General features: G+C 40.2%; 16 protein-coding genes and 1 tRNA gene. 8 read left to right on the top strand and 9 right to left on the bottom strand.

Features of this window, described 5'->3' with window-relative positions; translation table 11 throughout:
- Positions 1-342 precede the first annotated feature (342 nt).
- Positions 343-1,275, top strand: coding sequence for a dihydroorotate oxidase (locus FH971_RS08915; protein WP_140234062.1), 933 nt, complete (start codon positions 343-345; stop codon positions 1,273-1,275).
- A gap of 873 nt (positions 1,276-2,148) precedes the next feature.
- Here the strand turns inward: FH971_RS08915 and FH971_RS08910 are convergent.
- The 3 genes from FH971_RS08910 to FH971_RS08900 form a co-directional block, all read right to left on the bottom strand.
- Positions 2,149-2,865, bottom strand: coding sequence for a hypothetical protein (locus FH971_RS08910; RefSeq protein ID WP_140234061.1), 717 nt, complete (start codon positions 2,863-2,865; stop codon positions 2,149-2,151).
- 71 nt (positions 2,866-2,936) lie between these two features.
- The gene (locus tag FH971_RS08905; RefSeq protein ID WP_140234060.1) at positions 2,937-3,371 is read right to left on the bottom strand and encodes an HIT family protein; all 435 of its coding nucleotides are present in this window, start codon (positions 3,369-3,371) and stop codon (positions 2,937-2,939) included.
- 781 nt (positions 3,372-4,152) lie between these two features.
- A tRNA-Ser gene (locus tag FH971_RS08900) sits at positions 4,153-4,242 on the bottom strand.
- A gap of 315 nt (positions 4,243-4,557) precedes the next feature.
- On the opposite strand from FH971_RS08900, the gene punR reads away from it, so the two are divergent.
- From punR to FH971_RS08870, 6 genes are all read left to right on the top strand, one after another.
- A complete protein-coding gene (gene punR / locus FH971_RS08895) occupies positions 4,558-5,460 on the top strand; it encodes a DNA-binding transcriptional activator PunR (RefSeq protein WP_140234059.1) in 903 nt (300 codons plus the stop codon).
- A 202-nt stretch (positions 5,461-5,662) separates the two neighbouring features.
- Positions 5,663-6,322, top strand: a complete 660-nt coding sequence (locus FH971_RS08890) for a Bax inhibitor-1/YccA family protein (protein WP_140234058.1) — start codon at positions 5,663-5,665, stop codon at positions 6,320-6,322.
- 65 nt (positions 6,323-6,387) lie between these two features.
- Positions 6,388-6,777, top strand: a complete 390-nt coding sequence (gene tusD, locus FH971_RS08885) for a sulfurtransferase complex subunit TusD (RefSeq protein WP_140234057.1) — start codon at positions 6,388-6,390, stop codon at positions 6,775-6,777.
- 19 nt (positions 6,778-6,796) lie between these two features.
- Entirely contained in the window at positions 6,797-7,153 is a 357-nt protein-coding gene (gene tusC / locus FH971_RS08880) for a sulfurtransferase complex subunit TusC (RefSeq protein WP_140234056.1), read from the top strand.
- On the top strand, positions 7,150-7,458 hold the full coding sequence (gene tusB / locus FH971_RS08875; protein ID WP_140234055.1) for a sulfurtransferase complex subunit TusB: 309 nt from the start codon (positions 7,150-7,152) through the stop codon (positions 7,456-7,458). Before tusC ends, tusB begins: the two co-directional genes overlap by 4 nt.
- Positions 7,452-7,790 (top strand): TusE/DsrC/DsvC family sulfur relay protein, encoded by a 339-nt coding sequence (locus FH971_RS08870; protein ID WP_140234054.1) that lies wholly within the window; start codon positions 7,452-7,454, stop codon positions 7,788-7,790. The genes tusB and FH971_RS08870 overlap by 7 nt, the downstream gene beginning before the upstream one ends.
- A gap of 720 nt (positions 7,791-8,510) precedes the next feature.
- Here FH971_RS08870 and serS read toward each other — a convergent pair.
- The 6 genes from serS to lrp form a co-directional block, all read right to left on the bottom strand.
- Positions 8,511-9,797 (bottom strand): serine--tRNA ligase, encoded by a 1,287-nt coding sequence (gene serS, locus FH971_RS08865; RefSeq protein WP_140234053.1) that lies wholly within the window; start codon positions 9,795-9,797, stop codon positions 8,511-8,513.
- Positions 9,798-9,815: 18 nt separating this feature from the next.
- Positions 9,816-10,190: a fluoride efflux transporter CrcB gene (gene crcB, locus FH971_RS08860; protein ID WP_137220902.1), complete on the bottom strand. Its 375-nt coding sequence runs from the start codon at positions 10,188-10,190 to the stop codon at positions 9,816-9,818.
- Complete coding sequence (locus FH971_RS08855) at positions 10,183-11,514, bottom strand: replication-associated recombination protein A (protein ID WP_140234052.1); 1,332 nt, start codon at positions 11,512-11,514, stop codon at positions 10,183-10,185. Before FH971_RS08855 ends, crcB begins: the two co-directional genes overlap by 8 nt.
- Positions 11,515-11,522: 8 nt before the next feature.
- Complete coding sequence (gene lolA, locus FH971_RS08850; protein ID WP_140235554.1) at positions 11,523-12,167, bottom strand: outer membrane lipoprotein periplasmic chaperone LolA; 645 nt, start codon at positions 12,165-12,167, stop codon at positions 11,523-11,525.
- 8 nt (positions 12,168-12,175) lie between these two features.
- Positions 12,176-14,785, bottom strand: coding sequence for a DNA translocase FtsK (locus FH971_RS08845; protein WP_140234051.1), 2,610 nt, complete (start codon positions 14,783-14,785; stop codon positions 12,176-12,178).
- A gap of 271 nt (positions 14,786-15,056) precedes the next feature.
- The gene (gene lrp, locus FH971_RS08840; protein ID WP_140234050.1) at positions 15,057-15,554 is read right to left on the bottom strand and encodes a leucine-responsive transcriptional regulator Lrp; all 498 of its coding nucleotides are present in this window, start codon (positions 15,552-15,554) and stop codon (positions 15,057-15,059) included.
- 178 nt (positions 15,555-15,732) lie between these two features.
- Between lrp and ald the strand changes: the two genes are divergently transcribed.
- Positions 15,733-16,848: an alanine dehydrogenase gene (ald, locus tag FH971_RS08835; RefSeq protein WP_137220910.1), complete on the top strand. Its 1,116-nt coding sequence runs from the start codon at positions 15,733-15,735 to the stop codon at positions 16,846-16,848.
- The last annotated feature ends 120 nt before the right edge of the window (positions 16,849-16,968 follow it).

Raw genomic sequence — 16,968 nt, 5'->3', positions numbered from 1 at the left:
TTGGTCTGGCCATCTTTAAGTAGCATTTAGGAAGCATAAATAAAGCGTAGATTATTGCCTGTTATTTGACCAACTATTGTGGGTAGCCATACTAATCTGTTCTGAAGCAGTTGTATTTTACCTGCTAGGTAATGACAAAGCCCGTAACTTCCTGATCTGGTCAAGTTAACACTATTACAAATTTATTGTCTCTTTTGCTTCTTTCTTGTTTCTAATCAAAGTCTCTATTGTCTTGCTGAATAAACTATGACGCAATTTGACGGTGAATCTTCCTATAAGCTCTTATCACCACAAAGCGGTCGTATTGTTTTATCCATACTAATTCAGTCAAGAGGACGCTTCATGAACATCGATTTATCCACTCAAATTGCAGGAATACCGCTAGAAAGTTATTTGATGAATGCCTCTGGCCCTAAATGTACCACTTGGGATGAACTGCAAACCATTGCTCAATCAGCTTCAGCAGCAGTGGTAACAAAATCTTGCACTATTAAACCTCGCGAAGGAAACCCTGAACCTAGATATCAAGATTTACCTTTAGGTTCTATCCAATCAATGGGGTTACCTAACTTAGGTTACAAGGCCTATTTAGAAATGGTTCCACAATTAAAAGCGCTAGGTAAACCTGTCATCGTCAGCGTTTCAGGTTTCAGTGTTGAAGACAACATTGAAATGGTCAGTGCTTTTCAAAATAGTGATGTTGATTTAATTGAAGTTAACTTCTCTTGCCCTAACATCCCGGGTAAAGCACAGGTCGCCTATGATTTTGAGCAAACTGATAAAGCCCTTGCTGCCATTACAGCACTAGGCAATAAACCGATTGGGATTAAATTAGCCCCTTATTTTGATATGTCACACTTTATTGCAGTGGCCAATATCATTAAAAAATATCCAGTTAAATTCATTACCTGCATAAACTCTATTGGCAATACTTTAGTGATTGACCCGTATACAGAACAACCGATTATCAAACCTAAGGGTGGTTTTGGTGGCTTATGTGGCGATTACATTAAACCTATCGGTTTGGCCAATGTCCGTGCCTTTCGTGAATTACTCGATGATGATGTGCAAATCATTGGTGTTGGCGGCATTAAAACCGGTATCGATGCATTTGAATATTTATTAGCGGGTGCAGATGCTGTGCAAATAGCCACCTGTTTTGAAAAAGAAGGCGAAAGCTGTTTTGAGCGAATTGAAACTGAGCTTGCTGAGTTTATGCAATCTAAAAACTACTTAAAAATTGCCGATGCTAAGGGCAAACTAAAACCACTATAACCACTATAACCACCACTTTAGCAAATCAATTTACATCTAATAGCCAGTTCATTTGTTCTGGCTATTTTTATGGCCAATAGCAATTGCGAAAAGCTAATACCAATAACTAAAGTGAGTAAATATAGCCAATAACTATTGCCAACATCTCCCATTGCTTAGAACCGAAAACAAAATCACCCAATTTTTGTAAAATAACATAACTCGCTTTCATGGCTTTGGCGAGGGTTAAGATTGATGTGATTAACTCATCGGCTTTTATCGATACGACTATAGCGTAACGCTAAATAACTGGTTTATCTCTCATTTGCAGAATTCGGCACAGCAGAAAACCGAAGCTAATAAACAGAGCCATATTAGTGTTTGATGAAGCAATGATTTCTCACCATCATCACTATGCCAAATACTATTTAAGCTACATCACCTGCACTTGATTTTGTAAAGAATGACACCTTATTGGCGTGCATCAAACAATGTAATCAACAAAATCGTTTACACCCTAAATGAGCCTGAAACTAACTGTGCACAAAGCACCTCAACTTGAATAGTGCCATCTTAGGGTTAACCGATAAATGTCTCGGCTTTGGTCTCCTGCGTCGCTCTACCTCCTAAATCCATTTAGTCGTAGTGCCGCTGATATTTAAAAGGAATGAAAAGCGTCAGGCAGCATTCTTTATTTTTAAAGAAATCGCACTAAGAGAGAATCTATATGCGTTTGCATGCTGTTGTTGCTAAAAGCACGATGATTTGACAGCTAACTGACAGACGAAGTAGATGAATTTGTTGATTGACCATCTTGGATACTAAAGGTATTTGACTGCAAAAGCAGTCAAATAAGTTAGGCGCGCCTATTGACTGGCGGAAGGCTCATATGTGTTATGTGTTTGTATTGAAGCCACTTAGCAACACCGGGAACTCCTTTGATTGTTCTATTTTTCCTCTGGATACAACATACAAGTTGTCGTCGCTGGGGATAAACTTTGCCCATTGTTCAGGAGTTACTTGTGAGTCAGCTTTAACATAGAGGACAAAACCTCCAATGTAAAAACGATAGTAACGTTTTCCATACCACCTTTCCTGATAAGGATCTAACATTGCTTTCGATATAGTTCCTTCGTCATCGAATTTTGCTAGAACGAATGAAAACTCATCTTTTTCACCTGGAGATTCTTCCCAAATCAGTTTTTTAGCTTTCTCTTCTAAGGCCCCTAAATTTACTTTGCTATAAAATCCTTGCTTACTTATTGAGGCTCTCCATAACAAGCTGATTATGAACCGCTTGAGTAGACCGTAATCAATTTTTGGAATTTTATACCCAACCAAAGAGCCATTCTTTTTGAGCTCTTCGATTTCTGAATTATCAATAAGCAGCTTGGCTGCGTAGTCGTCTAGAGTTTGGAATTTATCCTCACATTCCCTGCACAAAATTTCCTTGTCATATACACCAATCGGCGCCTTTTTAGTATGCACGCCCTCGACGTTAGATATTAATTTGAGAGTTTTTTCATCCGCCCTTAAATCCCTGAAAAACGATTCAGGAATCACATGTGCTTTAACAAGCTTTTTATCTTGATTACACCCTTTGCAGATCATAGTTTTCTACACATAACGCTTACGCCAGAGGTTGGTGGAGCGCAGCGTAACCAATCCACTGCGCGTGTTTGTTACTGGTAATTCTTAAGCCTAGCTCGGATAAATTGCCTTTCTTCCGATGTAAGCTCATATGCAGTTTCCTTATACAATGAATCACCTTCCAACCGCCCTTTAACATGCAAATGAAAGTGCCACACATCTTGGTCTCCGGCTGGTTCATTATGCTGCCAAATAGTGGTGCCATCTACCTGAAACTCCTCCTTTAAAGCTACAGCTACATTCTGAGCCAGTACAAAGGAATCTGCTACAACCTCTGGTGGAAGGCTATAAATATTTTCGTAGTGTTTCTTTGAAGCAATTAATACAGTTGGTCCAGATTTTTCATTTCCGCGAAGCCCGAGAAAACCAACCGAAAATTTTGACTCGAAAATCAGTTCAATAGAGCTTTCACTTTCGTCACTTAAAATTCGGCAAAATGGACAGTTATATTTTGCAGGTTCATGCATATTTTTACCAGTAACAGCTTATTGAACGGCAAAGTGAATTTAAAGTCGGCCATTCAAGTTATTGATTAATAACATCCTACATTTGCTATCTTATTGAAGTAAAGCAATTAATTGTGCCTATCAGACAAAAACAAACCGAGCTTGCGCGTAAAGTAGAGTTTGTGATCACTGTCCGAAAAATTAAATATAACAATATCAGATAATTATGATTTTTCTATTTTAAATACGATACAACTAAAGATCGATTTTAAATCGTTTTTTAGCGTAAATCGATGCCCCCCCATTATAACTGTACATAAAAACAGTACGTACCACATAAAAGTGTGCATATTGATTTTTCTTTCACGCTTTTAATTTTTTCACATGCACAGCATGTGGCTATTAGGGTTAAGGGGTACTCCCTCTTGCCCGTAGGATTTGATAAGTGCTGCTGAGAAATGATGTCGCAAGTACGTTTCATCATTTCTCAGCCGATTTTTGCAAGGCAATTATCGTGACACCCATAATTGATCTTTCGCCCAAACAAAAAGGCCCTACATTTGTCGATTTGGCATTTGGTGTTGGAGCTTGCGGAGGGATAGCTTGCTTGTAATAAAGAGGAACCCGTGGGTTCAAAGCCCTATCTTTCAGCCAATAAACGGTCATATCTTTCAATAAGTTTTTTGTTAAATCTTGCGGAGGGATAGCTTGCTTTAATAAAGAGGAACCCGTGGGTTCAAAGCCCTATCTTTCGCCCAAATAAAAAGGCCTTATCTTTCGATAAGGCCTTTTTATTTGAATGTGGCGGAGGGATAGGGATTTGAACCCTAGAACGGGATAAACCGTTGCCGGTTTTCAAGACCGGTGCATTCGACCACTCTGCCATCCCTCCGAGCGGGCGAATAATATGCCAATGACTGTTTTGTGTAAAGGGTAAAATGCAAATATTTTGTTAAGTGGTGATTAAACACGCAAGTTAACGGCAATTACGGTATCGAGATACTGTATTCGTTATAGTTAAGCCTCCACAGCTTACGAAGCGCTAAAACGAGTCCGATGACAGTCGAATTGAACTAATCAACTTAAGTTGACCTTTTTGCCATTTAAAATGTGATTAAACAGCTGATAATAGCGACTTTGCTTGATTTGATTAGGCTTAATGTTTACCTTTACAGCAAGTAATTTTGCCAATGCCAAGGATAGCGAGATGCTTTCAGAACAAGCATTCGAGATGATAGATATTGTAGCCCGTGTGGGCAGTTTTACCGCCGCAGCGAATAAATTGAATAAAGTGCCCTCTGCGGTGAGTTATGCCATTAAACAAATTGAAGATGATTTAGGGGTAATACTGTTTGAGCGCCACCATCGTAGTGTCAGTTTAACTCCTGCGGGTGAACATTTTGTCGCGCAGTCGCGCGAGATCATGACCAAACTAAATAACATTAAACGAGATACTCAAAAAGTTGCCAATGGCTGGCGTCCTTCGCTGTCAATTGCAATTGACAACATGGTTCGTGCTGACAAAATTAGTGGCTTAATTGCTGATTTTTATCGCCATTTTACCGATATCGAATTGATAATACGCTTAGAAGTGTATAACGGTGTGTGGGAAGCATTGTCCACAGGCAAGAGCGATATCGCCATAGGGGCAACCTCAAGCATTCCAGTGGGTGGCACCTTTAAGTCGCGTGATATGGGGATGATCCAGTGGTCATTTTTAGTCGGTAAAAATCACCCGTTAGCCAAAGCAGAACATGCGTTAACAGATGAAGAGTTATTACAATATCCGTCAATATGCTTGCAAGATACTGCTCATAATATTGCCCATAGACCAAACTGGTTGTTGAATAATCAACGCAGAATTGTGGTACCCGATTGGATCAGAGCGATAAATTGTTTCAGAGAAGGCTTAGGTGTGGGCTATATGCCATATCATTTGGCTGATATTTTTATTAAAGCCGGTGCGCTGATAGAAAAACAGCTCGCCACACCAAAGCAAGACACCGCCTGCTGTTTGGCATGGAATAATGCCAATATGACCCCAGCTATGCAGTGGGTGATTGATCACCTAGGCGATACCGAAAAATTAAAAAAAGAATGGCTTAGTTAATTTAACAACTTAAATATGTTTTTGTTAATAACATTACTTATACAAGCGTTTATGTTAAATTAGCGACTATTAAGATGATGTTTGTTATGAATTAATTTTTGTTTAATGTACATTGCTTACCCTATACAAAAGGATTTAGCTTCAGAGTGAAAAATATTTTTTCTCGTTGAGCAAATCATTGAGTTAACACCTGGAGACGATAATGAATCAACAATCTGTAATATCACCCAGTCTATCGACGACCGAAGTCAATAAACTGTTAAAAAACACTTACATGCTTCTTGCGATGACATTGGCTTTTTCTGCTGTAACCGCGGGTTTAGCTATGGCTATCAACCTTGGGCCGATGATGTCTTTAGGCTTATCGCTAGGTAGCTTAGTGTTATTATTTGTGACCCTAAAAAAAGCAGACAGTTCTGCTGGTATCTTTTGGGTATTTGCTTTTACAGGCATGCAAGGCGCGTCGCTCGGTTACATTCTTAATCATTATGCTGGTATGGCAAATGGTCCTGGCTTAATTATGCAGGCGTTAGGCTTAACCTCTATCATTTTCGTGTCGCTTTCAGCGTATGCGTTAACCACTAAGAAAGACTTCTCATTTATGGGCGGCTTCTTATTTGCGGGTTTATTAGTGATGATCGGTGCGATGGTCATTAATATCTTCGTTGGTAGCTCAATAATATTTATGGCAATGAATGCAGGTATTGCATTGTTAATGACCGGTTTTATTCTATATGACACCAGTCGTATCGTGAATGGCGGCGAAACAAACTACGTTCGTGCGACGATTTCATTGTACTTAGACTTTTTAAACTTGTTCATAAGCCTGTTACATTTAATGGGTATTGGCAACGACGATTAATCGCCGATAGAGTTCATCAGTAAATTACGTTAAAATGACCCTACATTAGGGTCATTTTTTTTATAATGAGCAAATTCATCATTCAAGTAAACGGCAGTGTTTATGGCTCTACAGCCAGTTTTCGCGCGTTATCATTTTGCCAAAGCGCATTAGCTAATGGCCATCAAATTATCAACGTCTTTTTCTATCAAGATGGCGTAACCAACAGTAACGCCCTCACCTGTCCTGCATCTGACGAAATTGATATGCATTCCAATTGGCGATCATTGTCATCACAACATTCAATACCACTAACCAATTGTGTGTCAGCGGCTCTGCGGCGCGGCATATTGTCTGCACCAGATGCGGTTGAGAATGGAAAACCACAATGGAATAGCAGCGAAACGTTTACCATGGGCGGTTTAGGTGAATTAGTGGTTGGTATTGAACAAGCAGATAGATTGATTAGCTTTTAAGGTATGAGTGGAATAGACGATGAAATCACTGGTGATTATTTTTAGGCATGCCCCTTTTGGTACAACAAGTACACGTGAAGGGTTAGATTTTGCCATGCTTAGCGCTAGCTTTGAGCAACAAGTGAGTCTGGTATTTACCAATGAAGCTGTATTACATTTACTGGTAGGGCAAACGCCCGAACAGGCTGGGTCTAAAGATTATGTGTCGGCGTTTAAAGCGTTATCTCTTTATGATATTGATACCGTTTTAGTGTGTGCAGTATCTATGACCACATTAGGGCTACAACCCGATGATCTTAGTATTCCCGCTACAGTGGTCACACCAGAGGTGATAACCCAAACCCTGCAAGCGGCTGATGAGGTGTTAGTATTTTGATATTACATCATATCCAAACGTCTGCAATGACCGACGATGCCTTAACTACATGCCTGCGGTATATTCACCCTACAGACAGTGTTTTATTGTCTAGCGATGCGGTGAATTGTTTATTACAAACCCATTGGCAACAAGCTTTAGCAGACGTAAAGCTGTTTGTGTTACAAGATGATGTAATAGCAAGAGGTTTAATGGATCGCTTGATGATTACCTTTGCCAATAACACAACCAGCAGTTTTGATATTATTGATTATTCACAATTTGTTGAGCAATCTTTGTTACACGATAAGGTGATCACTTGGTAAACTTTTTTGAATTTAATGGCCAGAAAATTGAAACTGATCATCAAGGTTATTTAAAGAATGTATCAGACTGGCAAGAGTCAATGGCCGTTGTTATAGCAGCAACGGAGAATATTGAGTTAACCGAACAACACTGGGAAGTTATCCGTTTTGTGCGTGATTTTTATCTTGAGTACAAAACTAGCCCAGCCATTCGAGTATTGGTTAAAGCTATTGGTCAACGTTTAGGGGCAGATAAAGGTAATTCTAAATATTTGTATACCTTGTTTCCTGTTGGACCTGCTAAGCAAGCAACCAAAATTGCCGGTTTACCTAAACCGGCAAAATGCTTATAACGCAGAAAACTTACAAAAAATCCCGCTTAAGGTACCTTAAGCGGGATTTTTTATGACTTATCAAATTTAATAACCCATTTGGGGTTATTTGGGAAAAATATTTTCTAGTACTATAAATGCTGCTTGAGCTAATTCAATAATTACCAATGAGAGAAAGAAAAAGATAACTAATGAATAGAGAAGCCTACGATTATCACGCCGACTTGAAGCCATGACTGGTTGTACCAATCCTTATAAATAAGTGATCGACTTAGAGTGTCACACCATTTTCAATACAATGTAGAATTAATATGCATGATGCGCTCTAGCATGTTTAGTTGCAACAGCTATTTACGCCTTACAACATTAATAATACCAATCCTATTAAATATCTGGTCAGTTCAGAGTCTCTCTGGTTTTTCAATTCAAGGCGCATTGATGTAGAAATGGTTGTTCCCTTTTAAATCGATGCAACACAGAAGTGGAATACCTGAGAGACTCCATTCTGGCGGGTTTCAAAGTCCTTTATGCTTCGTTAGATGCTTTCAAAATAGAATCACTATTCGCTTCAATCATCTGCCTTGCCTACAGCACTTTGAACTCCCGCTGAAAGATCACATATTTAATAGGATTGGTATAAATTACCATCAACACATCTGACTTTTACCACAAAGTGTTAAAAAGCTAGCCGCAACCAATATGGAATACGACTAGCAAAAACACAATTTGCAAATAATGCAATTATCCAATGATACTTAAGCCACCCATGTATGGACGCAAAACGTTTGGTACTGTAATGGTGCCATCTTGATTTTGATAATTTTCAAGTACAGCCACTAATGTACGGCCGACCGCTAAACCAGAACCATTTAAGGTGTGCAATAAAGCAGGCTTGTTATCGACTTTACTGCGATATCTAGCTTGCATTCTACGCGCTTGGAAATCTTTCATGTTTGAACAAGATGAAATTTCACGGTAAGTATTTTGTGCCGGTAACCACACTTCAATATCAAAGGTTTTGCTTGAGCCAAAGCCCATATCACCAGTACATAACACCATAGTGCGGTATGGTAAATCTAACAACTGCAATACTCTTTCTGCATTGGCAGTAATGTCGTCTAGGGCTTGCATTGAATTATCTGGATGAGCAATTTGTACTAGCTCTACTTTGTCAAATTGATGCTGACGGATCAAACCACGGGTATCACGACCATAAGAGCCCGCTTCACTTCTGAAACATGACGTTAAGGCTGTCATTTTCATTGGCAGTTCGCTTTCATCCACTATCATGTCGCGCACATAGTTAGTTAACGGCACTTCAGCGGTTGGAATAAGTGAAAGACCTTGGCCTTCTTCTGTAGCAGGTTTAGTGTGAAATAAGTCTTCACCAAACTTAGGTAATTGCCCTGTGCCTAACAAGCTTTCTTCATTGACCAATAACGGCACATAGCATTCAGTATAGCCATGTTCAGTGGTGTGAAGGTCTAACATAAACTGACCAATGGCACGATTTAAACGGGCAATTTGACCTCGCATAATAATAAAGCGTGAACCGGTAATTTTTACCGCACTTTTAAAATCTAATCCACCTAACGCTTCACCAAGATCGAGATGATCTTTGACTTCAAAATCGAATACTTTAGGTGTGCCCCAACGACGCACTTCAACATTGTCATTTTCATCTGCACCAATGGGTACTGATTCATCTGGCAAGTTTGGCATGCTCATCGCTAAGCTTTGAATTTGTTGTAACAACTCTGTCAGCTCAGCTTTTTTAGCATCTAGCTGCGCACCTAAATCTCCCACTTGCGCCATAATCGAACTGGTATCTTCACCGCGCGCTTTAGCTTGACCAATCGACTTCGATATCGCATTACGCGACGCTTGCAAGTCTTCTGTAGCAACCTGAAGCGATTTACGCTTTTCTTCAAGCTTGGTCAAATTATCGACATCAAGAATAAAGCCACGAGTGGCTAAACGCTCAGCGGTGATTTCAAGTTCATTACGCAAAAATTTTGGATCTAGCATGTTGTTAATTCTTTTTAGTTAAACGCGAGAAAGTATAAGTTGTTGACCTAAATACACCATAAAGAGACATAAGGTGACATTCAACAACACATTTAAAATAGCTTTAAACCATAAGCCTTCTTGCAACAGCAATAAGGTTTCATTTGAGAAAGTCGAAAACGTGGTTAACGCGCCTAATAGGCCTATGCCGACAAGCGATTTTATTTCAGGGCTAACATGACTCAGCTGCCCTAATGTATAAACGGCGCCCATTAAAAACGATCCCAATAGATTGACTAACAGTGTACCAAAAGGAAAACTGCTTCCAAATAGCTGGATCATAAAAATTGACAAAAGATAGCGTAAAACTGCACCAATTGAGCCTCCTAATGCAACGAGCAACACATTAATCATAGCGTTTGTCCTCACTTTGCTGATCAAGCAGGCTCAATTGTGCCATTTTGTCTTGAATGCGTTTCTCAAAACCTCTATTAGTGGGCTGATAAAATTGGCTATGTTGTAATGACTCAGGGAAGTAATTTTCACCTGCGGCATAAGCACCCGGCTCATTATGCGCATATCGATATTCTTTACCAAAACCGATTTCTTTCATCAATTTGGTTGGCGCATTACGCAGATGATTAGGAACTGGTTCGTGTCCCGTTTGTTTGGCCAGCTCTCGAGCTTGGTTAAAAGCGCTATAAACGGCATTACTCTTGGGCGCACTGGCCATGTATAAAACAGCTTGTGCAATAGCACGTTCACCTTCGGCAGGGCCTATGCGGTGATAACAATCCCAAGCGTTTAATGCAACCGTCATGGCAACGGGATCGGCATTACCAATGTCTTCTGAGGCAATAGCCAGTAATCGACGTGCAACATACAAAGCATCGCCACCACCCTCTAAAATTCGGCAATACCAATACAAAGCGGCATCGGGTGCTGAGCCCCGTACTGACTTATGCACGGCTGAAATTAAATCGTAAAATTGATCACCATTTTTATCGTAACCCGCAGCTTGATGTCCAGCGACCTGAGTGAGCATTTCGGTGGTAAATTCGCCGCCATCGCTGACTAAATCACTCATGAGTTCCAGCAAGTTAAGCGCTTTACGAGCATCGCCATCGCTAATATCTGCAAGCTGCTTAGTGACATCGGCAGGTAGTGTTAACTGGCGTTTGCCTAAACCGCGTTCAACATCGGTTAATGCTTGAGTGACAATTAAACTAATTTCGTCTGAGGTTAAGCGATTAATAAGGTAAACACGCGCCCGAGATAATAAGGCGTTATTGATTTCAAATGAGGGGTTTTCGGTGGTTGCACCAATAAAAATAACTGTACCATCTTCAATAAAGGGTAGAAAAGCATCTTGCTGGCTTTTATTAAAACGGTGGACTTCGTCAACAAATAATAAGGTACGTTGACCACGACTTTGGGCGATAGCTTTTGCTTGTTCTATTGCTGCACGAATGTCTTTTACACCAGATGTAACCGCGGATATACGTTCAACATGGGCGTTGGCATAATGAGCAATTAATTCTGCTAAAGTTGTTTTTCCTGTCCCTGGCGGCCCCCATAGCAACATTGAATGTGCGCGGTTAGCTTCCAGAGCTTTACGCAGTGGCTGACCGTCACCCAACAAATGTGCCTGACCGATATATTCACTAATGTCTCTTGGGCGCATGCGAGCAGCCAAGGGGCGAAAGTCTGGGGCAAAATCAAAACCTAAATTAGCCATCAAACAACCTAGTTAGTTTGCTTTAAACGTTGATCGTCTATATCAACGTTATCAGGCACGGCAAACTTAAAGATATCGGCTTCGTTATCTTTTACTAAGCGCTGCTGAGTTAATGTAAATTGGCTCAAGTTTCCTTGTTCATCAGTTAAGTTAAATTTAACTAATTGATCCGCGTCGAAACACACACTTACCGCAACCACATTGCTATTGAGCTTTTTAGGTTGGATATCAAAACAATGTAATGTGCCTTTAACGTCTTGCTTGATAACTGAGTATTTAGCCCATGTCGCTTCATCTCGATGAACCAATAAAGCCATTGGTGATGCATCGACCGCTTGGGCCACATCCATCACAGTGACTTCTTCGGCAAAGGGATTAAAAATCCACAAATTAGCACCGTCAGCCACAATCAATGACTCATCTGGCTGAGTTAAATGCCAGTAAAATTGATTAGGATACGCAAGCGCAAATACACCGCTTCCGGTTTGAATGGGCTTATTGTTTATGTCTGTCACTTGCTGGGCAAATGTCGCATGTAAGCTATCAATATTTGATAACTTGGCGCGTAATTCGGTTGCGTCATCAGCCGTAGCGGCAAAACAACTTAAACTTGTGGTCAATAATAGACTTAATACCGCAAAACGTTTGTTCATCATTACCATTAATTCCTCGGTGGTGGCGGTGCCAACACTTCACGATTACCATTGTGGCCTTGGGCTGTCACAATACCTTGGCTTTCCATCATTTCAATAATACGGGCGGCGCGATTGTAACCAATTTTAAATTTACGTTGCACGCTAGAAATTGAACCACGGCGAGTTTCGGTCACAAATGCCACGGCATCATCATATAAAGCGTCCAACTCTTCTTCGCTGTCTGAGGTTTCACCAGGTAACAACACCTGTTCACCATCGGTAGCGCCATTAAGAATTTCATCAACATATTGCGGCTTACCACGAGCGCACCAGTCTGCAACCACTTTATGAACTTCGTGATCATCAATAAATGCCCCGTGAACACGATTTGGCAAACCCGTACCCGGTGGCAAATACAACATATCACCCATTCCTAACAGCGTTTCTGCGCCCTGTTGATCAAGGATAGTACGAGAATCAATACGTGACGATACTTGGAAAGCTATACGAGTCGGAATATTGGCTTTAATCAAACCAGTGATCACATCAACTGACGGACGTTGTGTTGCTAATATTAAGTGAATACCTGCCGCTCGAGCTTTTTGCGCGATACGGGCTATCAGTTCTTCTACTTTTTTACCTACGATCATGATCATGTCTGCAAATTCGTCGACAACAACCACAATAGAAGGCAGTTTTTCTAACGGCGGCGCATCGTCTAACATGCTTTCTGACGACTTCCATAATGGATCGGGAATGTACTCGCCTTTGGCTGCCGCTTCTTTAATTTTTATGTTGTAACCTTTAAGGTTACGCACCCCTAATGCCGACATTAGTTTATATCTGCGTTCCATTTCGCCTACACACCAGCGCAGTGCATTGGCCGCTTCTTTCATGTCGGTAACAACTTCACACAATAAATGTGGAATACCTTCATACACAGACAATTCAAGCATTTTAGGGTCAATCATAATAAAACGGACATCATCAGGGCCCGATTTATACAGTAAACTGGTGATCATCGCGTTCACACCCACCGACTTACCAGAACCTGTGGTTCCTGCAACCAATAGATGCGGCATTTTGCCTAAATCAACCACGACTGGATCGCCAGCAATGTCTTGGCCTAACACCATTGACAAGCTTGATTTACTTTCTTTAAAGGCTGCTGAATCTAGTACATCACGCATAAAGACTGTTTCACGAAATTTATTAGGTAACTCTAGGCCTACGTAGGCTTTACCTGGAATGACTTCAACAACGCGCACGTTTTCGGACAATAATGAACGAGCCAAATCTTTCGATAAATTAGTGATTTTAGACGCTTTAACCCCTGGGGCTAATTCAAGTTCAAAACGAGTAATAACAGGCCCAGGGTAAACCCCTACTACATTGGCGATAATGTTAAAATCCGCCAATTTAAGTTCAACTAACCGAGCTACCTGATCTAACTCTGCTTCACTAATAGGGTTTTTCTTACGATCAGGAACATCGAGTAAGGTAATGCTGGGGAGTGGATCCATCTTTTGACGTACTTGTGGGCTTTGCCCATCAATCACCACAACGCCATCAACAATCTTGACTTCTTTTTTAGGCTGTTTTTGTGCGACTAAAGCGCCAGTTGAATGAGGTTTAGCAAAGGCTTCATCAAATGAATCGTCAGTTAAATCTGGGTTATTGATAGCGCCGTCATTGATGTCCTGGTCATCAATATTGACATCATCTTTACTGGCTATCCAAGGTGCAAATGGTGCTTCATCGTTATCAAGTTGCATCGACGGCTCTTGGCGCTCATCAATATCATCGACATCAAGCTCTTGGTCATCAATGTCTGACACTATGATATCTTCTGTCGGTTTTGCTTTACGACTAAAAAAGCGGCGTTTCTTTTCAGCAATTTCAGAAATGTCCACAGCGGGTTCAACGTCTATTGACGGTTGATCATGTTGATCAATTTCATCACGACGCTGGGTAAACTTATCCACTAATGACATAAAACCTTTAGTATCTTCAGTTTCACGTTCATGTTTAAACAATTGCGGTAGCGACCATAATTTTTTGGCACACCAAATAGCCCCTAACCCCGTTAACTCTATAATGGTTAACCAACTAATACCGGTAGCTAAGGTAAAGCCGGCACCAATAAAACACATTAATAATAATGTGGTACCTAACTTATTAAAGTAGGGCAACATTGCCTGACTGATCACATCACCAGCAACACCACCAGCAGAAAAAACAAACATATTATCGGCATTCATACTGAACAGCGCAGCCAAAGCCAACAACATGAGAATAAAGCCAATGATTCTTAACCCAACAGAAAAAAAGTCTATTTCGAATAAGCGATGTGCACGATTAAAAATAAACCAGCCTGTAGTGGCAATAATAATGGGAATTAAAAAGGCCATAAAACCAAAAAAATAAAACAGCACATCAGCGGTCCATGCGCCAACGGCACCGGTCCAATTGTGGATTTCACCTTGAAAATGCGACTGACTCCAGCCCGGATCATTCGGGTTAAAACTGGACAGCGCCAATAGAATGTAGGTTGCAACCATGCAACAAAGAATTAAACCACCTTCAAGTAACCGTTGTAGGCCACTGAGTGTTCTTAGACTATTTTCCTGAGTCAAACGAAAACATCCATAAAAGAGTGAAAAATAAGGAGTAATATAACAGAATATCACTGTATTTGCAGTGATTATGCACCTTGATTATATGAAGCTCAATCGATTGTTATGTCGAATTAATCCTAAAACTCAAAAGCATTACAAATGAATCTATACTTGGTTAGTTTTTCAGCACAAGCAATACAAAACAAAAATGGTGAATATGACTTCCAACAACGGAAGATAATTCACCATTCAGGGTTTGCTGGTTTGGCTGGTATTGCAGCCGAAGTCATTAACCTAAATTGTACAACGCAACTTTACTGGTTTGTTTAACCTCTTCCATTACAACATAAGTACGAGTATCTGATATTGAAGGAAGTTTCAGTAGGGTTTCACCTAATAAACGCCGATATGCCGACATATCTGACACTCTTGTTTTTAATAAATAATCAAAATCACCAGAGACTAAATGACATTCTTGAATATCATCAAGCAATTGAACCGCGCGGTTGAATCGGTCAAATATATCAGGAGTATCACGATTAAGGGTAATCTCTACAAACACTAATAACGATGCACCTAGAAAATGTGGGTTAACCGTTGCGGTATAGCCTGTAATAAACTTCTGTTTTTCTAGTCTTTTCACTCTTTCTAAACAGGGTGTAGGGCTTAATCCTACTCGTTTTGATAGTTCAACATTTGAAATACGACCATCCGTTTGCAGCTCATTCAAAATGTTACGATCAATGCGGTCTAAATCTTTCACTGAAAAGCTTTTATTATTTGCCATATATTTAACCATGTTTTATCCATAAAACAATATTTAACTCTATTATTTTAGAAACTATAGCAGCATAATCTACTAAAGCAACACTATACTAGAGTTACCTGAAGGTAACACGATCAGGTCACAATTTATAACAACTAAACCCACTTGAGTGGGTTTAATTTCAATCGAGGCTCAAAAAATGATTATTGGTGTTCCAACAGAAATCAAAAACCATGAATACCGTGTAGGTATGGTTCCTTCAAGCGTTCGCGAATTGACCAATAAAGGTCACGATGTATTTATTCAATCAGAAGCGGGTTTAGGTATTGGATTTACAGATCAAGACTATATTGACGCAGGCGCCTCGATTTTAGCAACAGCTGCTGAAGTGTTTGTAAAATCGGAGATGATAGTTAAAGTTAAAGAGCCACTTGCAATTGAACGTTCAATGTTACGCCAAGACCAAATTCTGTTTACTTATTTGCATCTTGCACCAGATTTACCACAAACAAAAGATTTAATCAGTAGCGGTGCTGTGTGTATTGCTTATGAAACAGTCACTGATGACCGTGGTGGATTACCCCTACTCGCTCCAATGTCAGAAGTAGCAGGCCGCATGTCGATTCAAGCGGGTGCCCGCGCACTTGAAAAATCATTGGGTGGCCGTGGTATGTTACTTGGTGGTGTTCCTGGTGTTGAGCCAGCAAAAGTTGTGATTATCGGCGGCGGTATGGTTGGTACTAACGCAGCACAAATGGCTGTTGGTATGGGTGCCGACGTAGTGGTATTAGACCGAAGCATTGATGCTTTACGCCGTTTAAATGTTCAATTTGGTTCTGCAGTTAAAGCGATTTACTCAACAGCTGATGCGATTGAACGCCATGTGTTAGAAGCCGATCTTGTTATTGGTGGTGTATTAGTCCCAGGTGCTGCTGCGCCAAAATTGGTGACTAAAGACATGATTAAGCGTATGAAACCAGGTAGTGCGATTGTTGACGTTGCTATTGACCAAGGTGGTTGTGTTGAAACATCACACGCTACTACTCACCAAGACCCAACGTTTATTGTTGATGACGTAGTACATTACTGCGTAGCTAACATGCCAGGTGCTGTTGCGCGAACGTCTACATTCGCATTAAACAATGCCACTCTACCTTATATTATTAAGTTAGCTAACTTAGGTTACAAACAGGCATTATTAAATGACAAACATTTATTAAATGGCTTAAACGTTATCCACGGTAAGATAGTTTGTAAAGAAGTAGCTGAAGCATTAAATCTTGAGTTCACTGAACCTAAAAGCATGCTTAACTAATTTCAGGTCGAGATAATAAATGCTTATCTAGATTGACAAAAATGCCGCATATTTAATGCGGCATTTTTATTTGAGTAAACATTACATGCTCAGAGATAATATTAACAATAATTAGAAAAT

The organism is Shewanella polaris (genome assembly GCF_006385555.1).
GTDB classification, from domain to species: domain Bacteria; phylum Pseudomonadota; class Gammaproteobacteria; order Enterobacterales; family Shewanellaceae; genus Shewanella; species Shewanella polaris.
This window is presented reverse-complemented; position numbering and strand designations above follow the sequence as displayed.